We start from the raw sequence: 13,399 nt of genomic DNA, 5'->3' as shown, positions 1-13,399 counted from the left end.
AGCTTAGCCGCCCCCGGTGAGAATTTTGTGCTCCGTCAACTCAAATCTCGGTCTGTTCGGATAGCTCAAGAGCATCGTCGACCTCAATGCCAAGATAACGGACAGTTGACTCGATCTTTGAGTGGCCCAGGAGGAGCTGGACTGCGCGTAGGTTCTTTGTTCTGCGGTAAATGAGCGTAGCCTTGGTGCGCCGCATGGCGTCGCCGTATCGCCCATCGAAATACCAACCTCACTCGACAACTGCTATCCGCTGGTGGCCAGAACAGCCCGCTTCTTCCAGTCCATCGAGCGCGAGGAACAGAAGCGGGCGCGGGACAGGGAACGTGCTGCGGGTCTGGGACGGCCTTTCTTCGGTGGCATCACCGGACACCATATGTCGATGGGACGGTACATCACCGACGAAGGCTGCCTGCGCGTCACCGCCACGACGGCCAACATTGACTGGATTCTTCGTTTCCACGAGGCGCTGCTCCGTGGGCTCATCGCGGGAGGCTGCCAGATCGTTGCCAGCGGCAAGGGTTCCCGTAACACGGTCGAGATCCGCAGGGCGGGAGGCTCTATTTGCCTGAACTTCGCCGAGCAGGCGGAAAAAATCATCAAGCCCCCGCGCAAGGGCGTCCTCTATGAGCCTGCGGAGTACAGGGCCCTTGATGCCTACAAGCTGAAGCTGGAGCGAGACTGGAGCGCCATTGCCCGCCAGTGGTCGGGGACCCGGGAGCAGATGGAGAAACGCCTCCCCGAGATCACCCAGGCTCTGATCGCATTTCCTGAGGCAGAGGCGCTTCGCTCGAAGCTTGTGGCCGAGGAAGCCGCGATGCGGGCGAAGGCGCAGCAGGAAGCCGATCTTGCGCGCCGTATCACGGCCGCTGCCGAAGAGGCCCGCGCCGAGCGTCGGGAAGCCCGGGCATCCCAGCTACCGCGCGCCCTTGCCGTTGTGGAGGCGCTTGGAGACTATCACCGTGTCCTGGACATGTTGTCCCGCCTGGAGGTGATCGCAGGCGACAGGTCAGAGGACGAGGCCCTGCATACATGGATCGCCCTGATGCGCGGCAGTCTCAAGGATCCCGTGCATGGGCTTGCCGACGCGTTGCGGGCCGAAGGCGCGGCGCCGGATCGGCCGCTGTGGTGGCCCGAGTGAGGTTTTCTGGGGTTTTCCTTGTGCACCTCTGCGGAACGGATTGGAGTCCAGTGCTCTCCCGTACGAGATGTCCTGAGGTCCGGGCATCCGCCTGCTCCGGCGCCTGGTTGCAAGCCCTGGATGGGTTGCTCTCAGGTGACGGGGCGGGTCTCTGCGAAGTCTGTTCCCGTCGAGCCTGATGATTGCCGAGGCATCGACTGGCTGGTGATCGGCTGTTCCTGGCTGCGCTGGTCTTTTGCTGATGTGGGGGATGCAGTGGTTCAAGGCACTCGGCGCTGCTCAGTCCTTACGGTAGCTCTCCCAGCACGCGCACCTCTTTGAGTGAGTGCTGCGTCTCGGCTTGGGGATTGCCAAACCGCCTGCGCACTTCGCGCTCCAGCTCGTGCGCCATGCCGCGTGCTTCCTTCTCCCCGCGCAGTGCCCGCAGCCGCCATTCTTGGGCTTGGGCAATCAGTTCATCGTCCTGCAATTCTTGTATTTCCATGGCAGGTGTCATTGTGCCTAGGCGGAGAGCAAGTGACTCTCATAAGGCTATGGTCCCATATCGTAGGGAGCTGGATGCATGGTCTGTGCGTCTCTGGCCGATCGCGCTGTCGTGCTTGCGCATCGAGCCACCTGCGGCGTCTCGCCCCCTACGGGCTTCCATCGTTCCCTCACTTCGCTCGGCTGACGCCTTCGGCCCGGCTCGTTGAACCGGGCCTGCGCGCTTCGCTTGCCTCCAGGGGATCGGCTGTGCAGCCCATCCCCGCCGCGCTGGGCTTGGCGCCCCTGGGACACCGCCGAACCGGCTGTGCCGGATCGGCCTTCGCGCCTGCGGCGCTGCGCGCTTCGCTTGCGTGGGGTCGGCGTGGAAAGCGGGCCGTTGCCTGTCCAGCCATCTTTCCTGAATCCATCACCTTGCTCGCGACTGTAGCCCGCGGCCGGGTGCCGTCAAGGCGCGCAGGGCCGTGTCCTCGGCTGCGCCTGCGGGCCGCACCAACCCTGCGCTTGTCTCCTTGACGGCACCCGGCCGCGCGCTCCTGACCGTCGCGGGCGATGAACTCAGGAAAGACGGTGGCAACGAGGCCAACCGGGTTCTTCGTGCCGACCCCACCGGAAGCCCGAAGAGGGCTCTGAATCTAGGAATCCGGTGAGGCTTTTTCAACAGCCAACTTCGTCAGGAGAAATCACCATGCAACTCGCATCCCGTTTATCCAGCTTTGCGCCGCAATCGCCGGTGCTTCGCTCCGAACATCCCTTGTCGGATGACCAGATCAGGGCCGTGGCCCCGTCCATCTTCGCGCAGGCCCCGCACGGCAGTCGCTCCGAGCGCTACAGCTACATCCCCACGGCCACCGTACTGCAAGAATTGAGAGGGGAGGGCTTCCAACCCTTCATGGTCTGCCAGACCCGTGTGCGCCAGGAAGGGCGGCGCGACTTCACCAAGCACATGATTCGGCTGCGCCATGCCAGCCAGATCAATGGCCGCGAAGCCAACGAAATCATCCTGCTCAACTCCCACGACGGGACCAGCAGCTACCAGATGCTGGCGGGCATGTTCCGCTTCGTCTGTCAGAACGGGCTGGTGTGCGGCGACACCGTGGCCGATGTGCGCGTGCCCCACAAGGGCGACGTGGCGGGGCAGGTCATCGAGGGCGCGTATGAAGTCCTGAATGGCTTCGGTCAGGCCCAGCAATCCCGCGAGTCGATGCAGGCGATCACCCTGGACGCAGGGGAATCGGAGGTGTTCGCCCGCGCCGCGCTGACTCTCAAGTACGACGACCCGGCCAGGCCTGCACCCATCACGGAAAAGCAAATCCTGATGCCGCGCCGCACGGACGACGACCGCCGCGATCTGTGGAGTGTCTTCAACCGCACCCAAGAAAACCTCATCAAGGGCGGCCTGCGCGCCCGCGCCGCCAACGGGCGCCGCCAGAGCACCCGGCCCGTGCAGGGCATTGACCAGAACCTGCGCCTGAACCGCGCCCTGTGGCTGCTGGCCGATGGCATGCGCCAGCTCAAGGCCTGAGCTTCGTTCGGAGGGGCGCCGCCCCTCCTGCCATTCCTTGTTTTTCTCGCTTCCCTTTTTCTCATTCCCTTTCTTTGACCGATAGGAGCTTCATCATGAACACCGCTACCTTTCAAGAAACTCAAGCTATCGCCACGGGCAGCACCGCCGCCGCCATGGCGGCTTCGCAGGAACTGCTGCTGATTCCACTGTCCAAGCTGCGGCCCTCCAGCCGCAATGTCCGCAAGAGTGGCGGCACGTCGATTCCCGAACTCGCATCCAGCATTGCCCGTGTGGGCCTGCTGCAAAACCTCACCATGGTGGCCGCGCCCGATGGCGAGCATTACGAAGTGGTGGCCGGACGGCGGCGCCTCGCAGCGCTCAAGCTGCTGGTCAAGCGCCGCAAGCTGGCGAAGGACCATGAGGTCCATTGCCTGCTGGTGCAGGATGACGCAGCGCGCACCGTGAGCCTGACCGAGAACATTCAGCGCGAGTCCATGTCGCCCATCGAAGAACTGTTCGCCTGGAAAGACCTTGTGGCAGAAGGCAGGCCCCTGGAGGACATCGCTGCTGATTTCGGTGTGACACCCTTGGTGGTGCAGCGCCGCCTGAAGCTTGCCAATGTGTCGCCCCGGCTGCTGGCCGACTTCGGGACGCAGGCCGTGACGCTGGAGCAGTTGATGGCGCTGGCCATCACCGACGACCATGCGGCGCAGGAAGCTGCGTTCTACGACTCGCCGCAATGGCAGCGCAGCCCGGACGCGCTGCGCGACCACCTGACCAGCGAAGAGATCGACGCCAGCCGCGATGCGGTGGCGCGTTTTGTCGGGCTGGAGGCGTACGAACAGGCAGGCGGCGGCGTCCGGCGCGACCTATTCGCGGATGATCACAACGGCATCTTCCTGACCGATGGTGCACTGCTGGACTCCCTGGCGCGGGACAAGCTCGCCCCTGTGGTTGAGCAGGTGCGCACCGAAGGCTGGGCCTGGGTAGATGCCGCTCCGCGTGCCACAGCATCCGACCTGTATCAGTTCCAGCGGGCGCGCAGCACACGCCGGGAACCCACCAAGACCGAGACCAAGCGCATTGCCAAGCTGGAAGACCAGCAGGCGAAGCTGCAGGAGCAACTGGACGACGACAGCGAAGACATGACCGACGAGCAGGCGCAGGCGCTGCACGACGCCATGGACGCACTCGGCAATGAGCTGGAGGCCGTGGAACGCCAACTGGTCGAATACCCGGCTGCCGTGGTAGCGCTGGCCGGAGCCATCGTGTCGGTCGATTCTATCGGCGTGGTAGTGGTGCACCGTGGCCTGTTGCGGGAGGAACAGGCCAAGGCCCTGCGGGATCAGGCGTGGCAGGAGGAGTGCGGGGCGGGCGGCAACCCGGATACCGACACCGACGAGCCCGCCAAGTCCAGAATCTCGGAGAAACTGGCCAAGCGCCTCAGTGCGCACCGCACGGCGGCGCTGCAGGCCGAGGTGGCGCGGCATCCCCACGTTGCATTGGTGGCCCTTGTGCATCGCCTTGCGCTGCGGATGATCATGGAGAGCTACGGGGCGGGAGATTCGGCAGTCAACATTTCTGCGACACCACAGGACGGGCTTGGACTGCATGCGCCCGACATGGCCGACGCCCCCGCAGCTGTGGGTATGTGCAAGGTGCGGCAGGCCTGGGGCCGTCGCTTGCCCAGTGACCCGGACGCGCTATTCGCCGAACTGCTGGCCTTCCCGCAGCAGGAGCTGCTGTCACTGCTGGCGGTTTGTGTGGCTTCCACGGTCAGCGCGCTGGCGTCGCAAGAAGGAGAAGTCCCCGCCACTGCGCTGGCGCAGGCGGTGGACCTCGACATGCACGACTGGTGGACCCCGACCGCCGCAGGCTACTTCGACCATGTCTCGAAAGCCAAGGCGCTGGAAGCGGTGCAGGTGTTCGCGCCCGATCAGGTGAACCGGCTGGGCAAGCTCAAGAAGGCCGAGATTGCGAGCGAGGCCGAGCGGCTGGCTGCGGGGAAGGGATGGCTGCCGGTGATGTTCCGGGGGCATGAGGCGGCTGTCGAAGTCGAAGCGGAGGCGGGGCGCGAGGTCGGGGGGGATGCCGATGTCAGCGCCGATACCAGCGGCAGCGCCGATGCGGAGGTCCACGAGGACGCACACGCTGTGGCGTGAGCATGAAGCCCCGGCCGTTGGGTTGGGGCTTTTTAAATGGGCGCGACGCGCGCGGCACGTCTGCCGCGCGCGTTGGGACTTCCGGGGTGCCAAGTCCGCTGCGACTTGAGCGGCGCGCTACGCCAGAACTCGCTGCGGTGGGTGGAAGGAGCCTACGGGTCACGGGAGCATCGAGCTGCACCGATCACCCGTAATCCTGCGCTGATCTGGCTCGCGACAACTCACCCAGACAACCCATGAACCACCAAGGCGTCAGCGAGATATTCTTTGAAGAGTCCTACACCGTTCCTGCAGACCAGACGGCGAAGTCGCTCTTCGCCCGGCTGCCTCATGGCAGCGGCTATGCCGAGCGGCTGATCGAATGCCTTGCCACCGGCTACCTGGTGGCGGTGATCGAATCGATTTGCATCCGGGAGATGCAGCAGCATGTCGATGCGGCAGAAGTGGTGGTGGGCCGAACGATCCGCATCGACCATCGAGGACCCATCCCGCCTGGATCCTCTGTGCGGCTGCGCGGATGGCTGGAACGGATGGGGGAGCGGAGCGCGACGTTCCGTGTGGAGGCCTGCGACAAGGAGGAAATCGTGTGCGAGGCCACAGCCACACTGGTGGCGGTGCAGCGGGCGACGATCGAGACGCGCATCGCGGCCAAGGTCGAGGCGCTTCAGCGTGTGCACCAGCACATGGGAATGGCGCGATAGCCCGTGGATGCGAGCATGCGTCCGTACTGCCAGGGCGACTTCCTGACCTTCTCCCGCAGCCGTGCTCAGGACGTGCCCCGTACCTGCCGCAACGTGAATTGCCTGGTGCTTGAGCGTCGGTGACGGCTGGCGAGAGTCGCGTATGGCGCGGTGCCGCAAGCGCTGCGCTTCGGTGAGGCGGAGCGGCGCCGGGGCCATGAATCCTTTCTGTACAGGATCACCCCCACAGCGGCCTTGTATTTGCCGTGAATCCTGGCTCGGGCACGGCGGTGCTGCACTTCGTTTGCGCTGCCTCGGGCTTGTTCGCCGCAACCGTCCGGCCCGACAAATTTCCCCTCCGCTGCGCGGATTCCTCGCGCGGCAAATTTCTCGGGCCTCCCGGTCCTTCGCTGCGCTGCGGCCCCTTTGCTTCGCTGCGGGATGCGGCGCGCCCGACCCTCGCCCATCGGATCACGCCAAGGCCGCGATGGGCGCGACCTGGACAACCTCGAAAGGACTTCATCATGGCCAACATCGGCACCTTCACCGCACAGAACGGCAGCTACTCCGGCACGGTTCGCACCCTGACGCTCAACGTCAAGGTCCGTCTCGTGCCCTGCGACAAGGCAAGCGAGAACGCTCCGGACTACCGCGTCGTCGCAGGCAATGGACTGGAGATCGGCGCAGCGTGGAAGAAACTCAGCAAGGCGGAGCGCCCCTACCTGTCCGTGACCCTGGACGATCCATCCTTCCCTGCCACCCTCTATGCCCGCCTGGTCGAAGGCGAGGACGGTGCGCACAACCTGATCTGGTCGCGCAGCAAGGGCGACTGACGTCGCCCTCGGAGCCCCGCTCAGCGGGGCGCTTTTGTCCCGTCGCTTTGGAGGGGAGGGCGGTGCGCGAGCTGTTTCGCCTTGCGGTAGTACGGAAGTACGAGAAAGCGTTCATCCGTGTTTGCGGATGGGCGCATTGTTGGATCTGTGTATTTGCTGCTTTGCGGGTTTCCGTATATCCGTCGTTATGGGTTCTCGGGACTGGGGTTTTGCGTCAATGTGTCTTTGTGGCTTTACTGAGTTGTGCGTCTCCGGCCTGGCCGGACCGCGCTGGCGTGCTGTGCACCGAGCCGCTGGTGGCGTCTCGTCCCTACGGGCTTTCATCGCTGACGCCTTCGCCCCTGCGGTGCTGCGCGCTGTGCTTGCCTCCTGGGGATCGACCTGCGGCCCATCCCCGCCGCGCCGGGCTTGGCGCCCCCTTCGATACCGCCGAACCGGCTCGCCGGATCGGCAGGGAGGACGGTGTCTCCGATGACCGACTTGTTTGGCGGGCGGGGCTGGCTAGCTGTTCCCTTCACCGTATCACGCCGTTCTCGTCGTCAAGGTCTGCGCGTGCGGTGCACGCTGGCGTCCTGGCGGCCGTCTTCGAACCCTGACGGCTGCGCTGCGCCGTGCTGCTTCCGGTCTGGGGCAATCCCGCCCTGATTCCTTCCAAGGAGAAGACCATGACGAAGCTCATCACGGACGAACAACGCGCGCAACTGCTGGCCAATGGCCGGCAGTCCCTCGAACAGGAAAACTTCGACCCCGCTCCAGTGCTCAAGCTGTTCACCCCGGATGCCGGTGCGACCTGGCTGCTGAGCGAAATGGATCCGGACGATCACGACCACGTGTTTGGGCTGTGCGACCTGGGTCTGGGCTATCCCGAGTTGGGCTGGGTCAGCCTGGCAGAACTTGCGACTGTGCGCGGCCGCCTGGAACTTCCAGTGGAACGGGACATGCACTTCACTTCGCAGAAGCGGCTGAGTGCCTACGCGCGTGAGGCGCGGCTTGCGGGGCGCATTGTGGCGTAGCAGTCACGGGCGCCGCTTCGGTGGTGCCCTTCACTGTGACATAGGCGGTCGCTTCAGTGCTTTGTTCGGGGCCGACGCGTTCGCAATGAGGAACAGCTAAATGCCCGCAGTGGCTAAAAGAGTGGATGGGCGAACCTCGAGCGCCTCGGCGATCTTGCTCAGGTTGATCACTGCCACGTTGTGCTCACCTCTCTCGATTCCACCCATGTAGGACCTATCAATGCCAGCGAGGTCCGCCAATGCTTCCTGAGAAATATTGCGAGTGGCACGCGTACGTCTGATCGCATCGCCTATTGCGATGAGGATCGGGTCTTTTGCGAAAGACGGAGACGGTTTGGCCACAACCGTCACTGTCTCGGGTGACGGGAAATAACACCACGGGATAAGATACCCAGTTAGGAGTGCTACTGAAATCCACTGGTACTACAGGCCGGACGCACGTGGCATGCGATGACGGCTACGAAAGCCCTTAAACGGAATACCCGTTGAAGTGTTTGCGTTCTGTTCTAGGATGTAACTCTTAGATACGACCACAATGCCCTTTCTTACCAACGAACAGCAAAGCCAGATGTTGGCCAACGGCACTGCGCGTGCGCGCGGTGAGGCATTGGATCCTCTGCCAGTCGTCAAGCTCTACACGCTGGATGCTGGAGCCGTGTGGTTGCTGACGGAACTGGATGTCGACGGTGATCGGGCGTTCGGGCTCTGCGATGCTGGCACGGGGTGTCCCGGGTTGGGGCATGTCAGTCTCTCGGCCCTGGAGGGTGTGCGGGGCCCACGGGGCATGCGCATCGTGGCCGATCTGCATTTCAAGCCGCGCCAGACGCTCTCGGGCTACCTGGCCGACGCGCAGCGCGACGGTTCGATCAACGACTGATTGACACAGTCCTTTCTCGACCGCGCGGTGCGCGACGTGCCGTCGCCGAGATAGCCACCCTGTAACTTTCCCTCTGTGGCAGGTTTCCCCTTTTTGCTGGAGGATTCCGTGACCACACCCATCCCCGAAGATCTTCCCCATGCCCCGTGGGGTGTGTCGGCCGCCTATCTCTACGTGCTGGACCTCGACGCTCCAGCCCTCGCGTGGGAGTACCTGCGTCGCCACCCCGGCTACAGCGCGGATTGGGCCCGACGCAAGCGCGTGGTGTCCTTTGCCCGCTGGGGGTTGCGATGTCGCCGAAGATCCTGCGTTGGACGGGCGGGTTGCGCACCCGTTGTGGCTGTCGTCCCCTGACGGGCTGCTGCATGTGCGTGCCGTGCATGCGCACGGTGCCGCAACCCGTCGGTTCGATCTGTGGCGCATCCCGGGGCGCAAGCGCCTGGCAATGGACGGGCACGACATGACGATCACCGCAGATTTCAGCGCGCTGCGCATGCGCTTGTCGCTCTCAGGCACTCTGGAGGATGGTGATGCCTATGCGGGCGCCGTGCCGCTGACTCCGGGGCTTCGCGGTCAGCTCGACGGGTTCCATGGACACGCACAGGCCTTGGAAGGCCATGCTCCTCAGATCCCACCTGTGCGGGCGTCCACCCGTGCCGCCTTGCTGCACTTGCGCGCCCTGCAGGCGCTCGATGCTTCGCAGGCGGGAGCGTCGCATCGCGATATCGCCCAGGCCCTGTTCGGCCTCGAAGCCGTCGTACTGCGCTGGCACGAGGATGGCGAACTGCGTGCGCAGGTGCGCCACCTGCTGCGGCGGGCCGAATCTTTCATGAATGGCGGGTACCTGTCTTTGGCGGGTGTGCTGGATCCTGCTGCAAAGCCCCCCGGAGACGAACCGGTGCGCTGAATCTCTCCCTGCCTGGATTGGGCCCGATTTCCGAGACTGCCTCCATCGGGTCGCGAATGGTTTGCGGCCCATCGACAGCGATGGAGTCCGTCATGGCCGTTGGCAGTTCTTTCCCTTCTCGCACAGCTGCAGTGGCTGCGCCGCAGTCCTCTGCGGCGACTGTCCCCGCAGCTTCTGCAAATCCTGAGTTCCTCACCACCGAAGAAGCGGGCGCCTTTCTGCGGCTCTCTCCGCGCACCTTGGAGAAGCAGCGCGTTCTGGGTGGTGGCCCGCGCTTCCGCAAGTTCGGCGCACGGGTGGTCTATGCGGCCACTGACCTGCGTGCATGGGCCGATGGCCGTGCCTACGGCATGACCTCGGACCCCGGCTACGTGCAGCGTGACTCCGTCCGTTGATTGGCTCGGACGGGGAGCACTACCGATGTCGAAGTACCCGAAAGAACGCGAGCAGCTTTCGCTGTTCCGCGCGCTGCCGGGCGGCGACATGGCGCTGCGCGATGCCCAGGATCTGATGGCCTATCCGTTTTTCTCGCTCGCCAAGTCGCCGCGCATTGTGCCGATCCGATTTGAAGCAGGGGGCATTTCTCTCACGGTGGAAGGCGTGCCCGAGCATGGCATTGCCACCATCTGGGACGCTGACGTGCTGATCTGGGCCGCGAGCCAGATCATCCAGGCCAAGAAGGAAGGCATTGCGCCTTCGCGCCTGATGGTGGCCACGCCCTACGAGATCCTGCGCTTTGCACAGCGTGGCACCGGCCGCAGCGACTACCTGGCGCTGCGCGCTGCGCTGGACCGGTTGCAGTCCACTACCGTCGCCACGACGCTGCGCCAGCGAGAACGTCCGAATGGAGGAAAGCGGGTGCACCGCTTCTCCTGGATCAACGAGTGGAAGGAGTACGTCCAGCCGGGGGGACGTTCCGACGGCATCGAGCTCGTTCTGGCCGATTGGTTCTTCACCGGCGTGATGGACGAGGGGCTGGTGCTCACGCTCGATCCGACGTACTTCCGGCTTTCCGGGGGGATTGAGCGCTGGCTGTACCGGCTCGTGCGCAAGCACTGTGGCCGGCAACAGGCGGGATGGCGCTTCGACATGCGCCACCTGCACCTGAAATCCGGCAGCCTGCAGCGCCCCTCCGACTTCGCCATCCAGGTACGCCACCTGGCACGGCGCCAGGCGTTGCCGGGCTACTGGCTGTCCATTGAGCGCAGTGGCGGCATCGAGTGGTTGGCCTTCCTGCCCGACCCGGACAACCGACCCCGGAGCGACTTGTCCACAGATCCTGTTGATGAACCTGTGGATGGTTTGGGGATGGGCTCGGTGGATCGCCCGCACGACCCTCGGGGGATCACCCGCAGAAGTATCGGTGGAACGCCCGCACCGATCGCCCGCAAAACCACGCCCAGCAACGGTTTGGGCGCTCCCTAAACAACTAAAGGGATACATAAATGGAAGTCACGCGCGCGCGAACAGAAGCTGCTCAAAATTTGGGCAATGGTTCTGCGACGGCAAATCAGGCAGGCCCAGAACCCCAGAGCTTCTCACCAGAGAGGCAAGGCAACCGACCCGGCAAAGTGATCGCGCTGCTCAACCAGAAGGGAGGGGCAGGGAAGACCACGCTTGCCACGCACCTGGCGGGCGAGCTGGCCCTGCAAGGCAGCCGCGTCACGCTGCTGGATGCGGATCCACAAGGCTCCGCCCTTGACTGGGCCCAACGGCGGCTCCAGAGCGGCCAGGAGCGGCTGTACGGGGTGTTCGGGCTCGCCCGGGACTCCTTGCACCAGGAAGCGCCGCAAATCGCCTTGCAGGCGGATTTCGTGGTCATTGACGGGCCGCCCAGGGTCGCAGCGCTTGCGCGCTCCGCGCTGCTTGCTGCCGACCTGGTGCTGATCCCGGTGCAGCCCAGCGCCTACGACGTGTGGGCGAGCCATGAGATGGTGCAGCTCATCACGGAGGCTCGGGTGTTCCGGCCGCAGCTGCGCGCGGCCTTTGTGATCAACCGGCGCGTGGTTGGCACGGTGATCGGGCGCGAAGCGCGTGCAGCGCTCGCGGACCAGCCATTCGCTGCGCTGGAGACGGAAGTCTCGCAACGCATCGTGTTCGCCGACAGTGTGGCTGCTGGGCGGCTGGCATGCGAAGTCGCGCCGCAGTGTGCGGCCGCGCGCGAGATCGCGGCGTTTGCACTTGCCGTGCGGGAGGTGCTGCGATGACGGCACTTCCTCCAGCAGTGACGCCGCACAGGGTGCCGATCGGACGCAGGCCCGGGGCAGATCCTGCATCAGCCTGGGTGCGGCAGGCGGACGCGCCTGAGATACCGGCCAAGGCCTCCATCTACACAGCGCGGCTCACCATCGATGTGACACCGGCGCTGCGCGGGCGCATCAAGGTCGTGGCGTTCCGGCGTGGCATCACAGCTGCGGACATGCTGCGCGAGTTGTTGGAGCGCGAGTATCCGGAGGACGGGACATGACGGCGCCGGCATCCCATCTGGCGCCAGCCGTCCGGCAGACTTCGCTGCAGGCGAGGGTGCCGGAGAGGCCGACCCGCATGCGCGTTTCGCTCGCTTTCGTCGAAGACCGGGTGAACGTCTGGCTGCGGTTTGGGCAGCCGACGGTGGAGGTTGTGCTGGACCGCTGGCGGCGCGTGGCCATGTTCATGCCGGGTACCGTGTGCTGTCGTGTGAAGTGGATCGGGAACATCTACGGGACGGTGCTTTGGCAGCTCCTAGTATTGCAGGCGCCGTCGCCTTTCGAGGACGCGCAGCGCGTGGCAGGCGTGCTGCCGGGCGCGCGTTTGTTGCTGCGTGCCGATGGCGAGGTGCAGGTCAAGGCGGTGCTTGCGGCCATTGATGCCATCGAGGTATTGGGCATCAACCCGTGCACCGTTGCCTCCACCTACTGGCGCACGGTGGGCAACCGGTTGGCCGCACGCCAACTGCTGCCGGTGTATACGGCCGAGCGGCATGCGGCGCATCTTGCGCGCGAGGCGTTGCGATGAATCGCCGCATGGCCTTGGCCTGCATGAGCATCGGCGTCGCTGCGCTGTGTGCGCCAGCGGTGGTGCAGCTCCCCGCGCGGTTGGTCTACAACCCGAGCGACAGCGTTCCTCGTGGCTGGTACCGCATTGGATCGCCTGACTCGCTGCATGTCGGTGGCGTCGTGCTGGTCCGCCTTCCTGCGGGTGTGGCGACCCTCGCGGCGCAGCGCGGATACCTGCCTACGGGCGTTCCTTTGCTCAAGCGGATTGGTGCTGTGGCGGCGCAGTCGGTGTGCGTGAGGGCAGGGGGTGTGCGCATCGATGGCATGGCCGTGGCGGCGGTGCTTGCGGAGGATGGTTCGGGCCGGCTGCTGTCGCCTTGGGCACAGTGCCGAACGCTTGCCGTTGGGGAGCTGTTCCTGCTCAGCAATGTCCATCCGGCGTCGTTCGATAGCCGCTACTTCGGTCCAGTCGATGCGTCAGCAGTGATTGGCAGCGCGCATCCGTTGTGGACCTGGGGCACGCCATGAACGGTACTACTTCTCGCGTTTGCACAGATCGGGTGGTGCGTCCACGCCAGGTGCGGGCCTGCACTCAGCCTGCACTGCGAACGTGCTCAGTACTACGCCGCCGAAGCAGCCGAAATGCGCCCGTGCATGTGCACGAGCTGCATTTCACTGTGCAGACATCCTGTCGCCAGCGTGCTGCGTCTGCTGCACCGTCGCTGCCGTTCGGACAGCGCTTCGCACTTAGTGCGCGGCTGGCGGCGGGTCGGAGCCGGGAGGCGAAGACGGAGGGCCAGATAAAAGGGGTGGCACGCCGCGCC

16 protein-coding genes and 2 pseudogenes are annotated in these 13,399 nt (G+C 64.9%); 15 read left to right on the top strand and 3 right to left on the bottom strand.

The features are described from left to right. Positions 1-40: 40 nt before the first annotated feature. Positions 41-199 (bottom strand): annotated as a pseudogene (locus KW832_RS25680) (integrase); the annotation flags it as partial. Positions 200-253: 54 nt separating this feature from the next. Between KW832_RS25680 and KW832_RS11375 the strand changes: the two are divergent. After that, positions 254-1,138: a hypothetical protein gene (locus KW832_RS11375; RefSeq protein ID WP_218299977.1), complete on the top strand. Its 885-nt coding sequence runs from the start codon at positions 254-256 to the stop codon at positions 1,136-1,138. 286 nt (positions 1,139-1,424) lie between these two features. On the opposite strand, the gene KW832_RS11370 is transcribed toward KW832_RS11375, so the two are convergent. After that, positions 1,425-1,622: a hypothetical protein gene (locus tag KW832_RS11370; protein WP_218299976.1), complete on the bottom strand. Its 198-nt coding sequence runs from the start codon at positions 1,620-1,622 to the stop codon at positions 1,425-1,427. 687 nt (positions 1,623-2,309) lie between these two features. On the opposite strand from KW832_RS11370, the gene KW832_RS11365 reads away from it, so the two are divergent. The 5 genes from KW832_RS11365 to KW832_RS11345 all read left to right on the top strand — a co-directional run bounded on the left by KW832_RS11365 (position 2,310) and on the right by KW832_RS11345 (position 7,816). Continuing rightward, positions 2,310-3,146, top strand: coding sequence for a DUF932 domain-containing protein (locus KW832_RS11365; RefSeq protein ID WP_218299975.1), 837 nt, complete (start codon positions 2,310-2,312; stop codon positions 3,144-3,146). A gap of 95 nt (positions 3,147-3,241) precedes the next feature. Then, complete coding sequence (locus KW832_RS11360; protein ID WP_218299974.1) at positions 3,242-5,290, top strand: ParB/RepB/Spo0J family partition protein; 2,049 nt, start codon at positions 3,242-3,244, stop codon at positions 5,288-5,290. Between the two features lie 236 nt (positions 5,291-5,526). After that, positions 5,527-5,991 (top strand): thioesterase family protein, encoded by a 465-nt coding sequence (locus KW832_RS11355; protein WP_218299973.1) that lies wholly within the window; start codon positions 5,527-5,529, stop codon positions 5,989-5,991. A gap of 503 nt (positions 5,992-6,494) precedes the next feature. Next, a complete protein-coding gene (locus KW832_RS11350) occupies positions 6,495-6,803 on the top strand; it encodes a DUF736 domain-containing protein (protein ID WP_218299972.1) in 309 nt (102 codons plus the stop codon). Between the two features lie 665 nt (positions 6,804-7,468). Continuing rightward, a complete protein-coding gene (locus tag KW832_RS11345; RefSeq protein WP_218299971.1) occupies positions 7,469-7,816 on the top strand; it encodes a DUF2958 domain-containing protein in 348 nt (115 codons plus the stop codon). A 96-nt stretch (positions 7,817-7,912) separates the two neighbouring features. Here KW832_RS11345 and KW832_RS11340 read toward each other — a convergent pair whose 3' ends face one another. After that, positions 7,913-8,158: a helix-turn-helix transcriptional regulator gene (locus KW832_RS11340; protein ID WP_040329419.1), complete on the bottom strand. Its 246-nt coding sequence runs from the start codon at positions 8,156-8,158 to the stop codon at positions 7,913-7,915. Positions 8,159-8,351: 193 nt separating this feature from the next. On the opposite strand from KW832_RS11340, the gene KW832_RS11335 reads away from it, so the two are divergent. From KW832_RS11335 to KW832_RS11300, 9 genes and pseudogenes are all read left to right on the top strand, one after another. Continuing rightward, the gene (locus tag KW832_RS11335; protein WP_218299970.1) at positions 8,352-8,693 is read left to right on the top strand and encodes a DUF2958 domain-containing protein; all 342 of its coding nucleotides are present in this window, start codon (positions 8,352-8,354) and stop codon (positions 8,691-8,693) included. A 75-nt stretch (positions 8,694-8,768) separates the two neighbouring features. Next, positions 8,769-9,047: a transcriptional regulator domain-containing protein gene (locus KW832_RS25915; protein ID WP_370628681.1), complete on the top strand. Its 279-nt coding sequence runs from the start codon at positions 8,769-8,771 to the stop codon at positions 9,045-9,047. After that, on the top strand, positions 9,004-9,600 hold the full coding sequence (locus KW832_RS11330) for a DUF2285 domain-containing protein (protein WP_218338452.1): 597 nt from the start codon (positions 9,004-9,006) through the stop codon (positions 9,598-9,600). The genes KW832_RS25915 and KW832_RS11330 overlap by 44 nt, the downstream gene beginning before the upstream one ends. A gap of 92 nt (positions 9,601-9,692) precedes the next feature. Beyond that, entirely contained in the window at positions 9,693-9,995 is a 303-nt protein-coding gene (locus tag KW832_RS11325) for an AlpA family transcriptional regulator (RefSeq protein ID WP_218299968.1), read from the top strand. Between the two features lie 25 nt (positions 9,996-10,020). After that, a pseudogene (locus tag KW832_RS11320) lies at positions 10,021-10,845 on the top strand (replication initiator protein A); the annotation flags it as partial. A gap of 200 nt (positions 10,846-11,045) precedes the next feature. After that, complete coding sequence (parA, locus tag KW832_RS11315) at positions 11,046-11,807, top strand: ParA family partition ATPase (protein WP_255577684.1); 762 nt, start codon at positions 11,046-11,048, stop codon at positions 11,805-11,807. Further along, positions 11,804-12,067, top strand: coding sequence for a chromosome partitioning protein ParB (locus KW832_RS11310; RefSeq protein WP_218299966.1), 264 nt, complete (start codon positions 11,804-11,806; stop codon positions 12,065-12,067). The genes parA and KW832_RS11310 overlap by 4 nt, the downstream gene beginning before the upstream one ends. Next, on the top strand, positions 12,064-12,594 hold the full coding sequence (locus KW832_RS11305) for a DUF2840 domain-containing protein (protein WP_218299965.1): 531 nt from the start codon (positions 12,064-12,066) through the stop codon (positions 12,592-12,594). The genes KW832_RS11310 and KW832_RS11305 overlap by 4 nt, the downstream gene beginning before the upstream one ends. After that, complete coding sequence (locus tag KW832_RS11300; RefSeq protein ID WP_218299964.1) at positions 12,591-13,103, top strand: S26 family signal peptidase; 513 nt, start codon at positions 12,591-12,593, stop codon at positions 13,101-13,103. The genes KW832_RS11305 and KW832_RS11300 overlap by 4 nt, the downstream gene beginning before the upstream one ends. Positions 13,104-13,399: the final 296 nt, after the last annotated feature.

The organism is Acidovorax sp. sif0632 (assembly GCF_019218805.1).
GTDB lineage: Bacteria > Pseudomonadota > Gammaproteobacteria > Burkholderiales > Burkholderiaceae_C > Acidovorax > Acidovorax facilis.
Note: the sequence above shows the minus strand (reverse complement) of the source record. Positions and strands in the feature narration are given on the sequence as shown.

Excerpts from the sequence above, each read along its gene's own strand:
- KW832_RS11335 (WP_218299970.1), top strand. The coding sequence starts at position 8,352 with ATGCCCTTTCTTACCAACGAACAGCAAAGCCAGATGTTGGCCAACGGC.
- KW832_RS11310 (WP_218299966.1), top strand. The coding sequence starts at position 11,804 with ATGACGGCACTTCCTCCAGCAGTGACGCCGCACAGGGTGCCGATCGGA.
- KW832_RS11305 (WP_218299965.1), top strand. The coding sequence starts at position 12,064 with ATGACGGCGCCGGCATCCCATCTGGCGCCAGCCGTCCGGCAGACTTCG.
- parA (WP_255577684.1), top strand. The coding sequence starts at position 11,046 with ATGGAAGTCACGCGCGCGCGAACAGAAGCTGCTCAAAATTTGGGCAAT.
- KW832_RS11365 (WP_218299975.1), top strand. The coding sequence starts at position 2,310 with ATGCAACTCGCATCCCGTTTATCCAGCTTTGCGCCGCAATCGCCGGTG.
- KW832_RS11350 (WP_218299972.1), top strand. The coding sequence starts at position 6,495 with ATGGCCAACATCGGCACCTTCACCGCACAGAACGGCAGCTACTCCGGC.
- KW832_RS11300 (WP_218299964.1), top strand. The coding sequence starts at position 12,591 with ATGAATCGCCGCATGGCCTTGGCCTGCATGAGCATCGGCGTCGCTGCG.
- KW832_RS11355 (WP_218299973.1), top strand. The coding sequence starts at position 5,527 with ATGAACCACCAAGGCGTCAGCGAGATATTCTTTGAAGAGTCCTACACC.
- KW832_RS11325 (WP_218299968.1), top strand. The coding sequence starts at position 9,693 with ATGGCCGTTGGCAGTTCTTTCCCTTCTCGCACAGCTGCAGTGGCTGCG.
- KW832_RS11345 (WP_218299971.1), top strand. The coding sequence starts at position 7,469 with ATGACGAAGCTCATCACGGACGAACAACGCGCGCAACTGCTGGCCAAT.
- KW832_RS11370 (WP_218299976.1), bottom strand. The coding sequence starts at position 1,622 with ATGGAAATACAAGAATTGCAGGACGATGAACTGATTGCCCAAGCCCAA.
- KW832_RS11360 (WP_218299974.1), top strand. The coding sequence starts at position 3,242 with ATGAACACCGCTACCTTTCAAGAAACTCAAGCTATCGCCACGGGCAGC.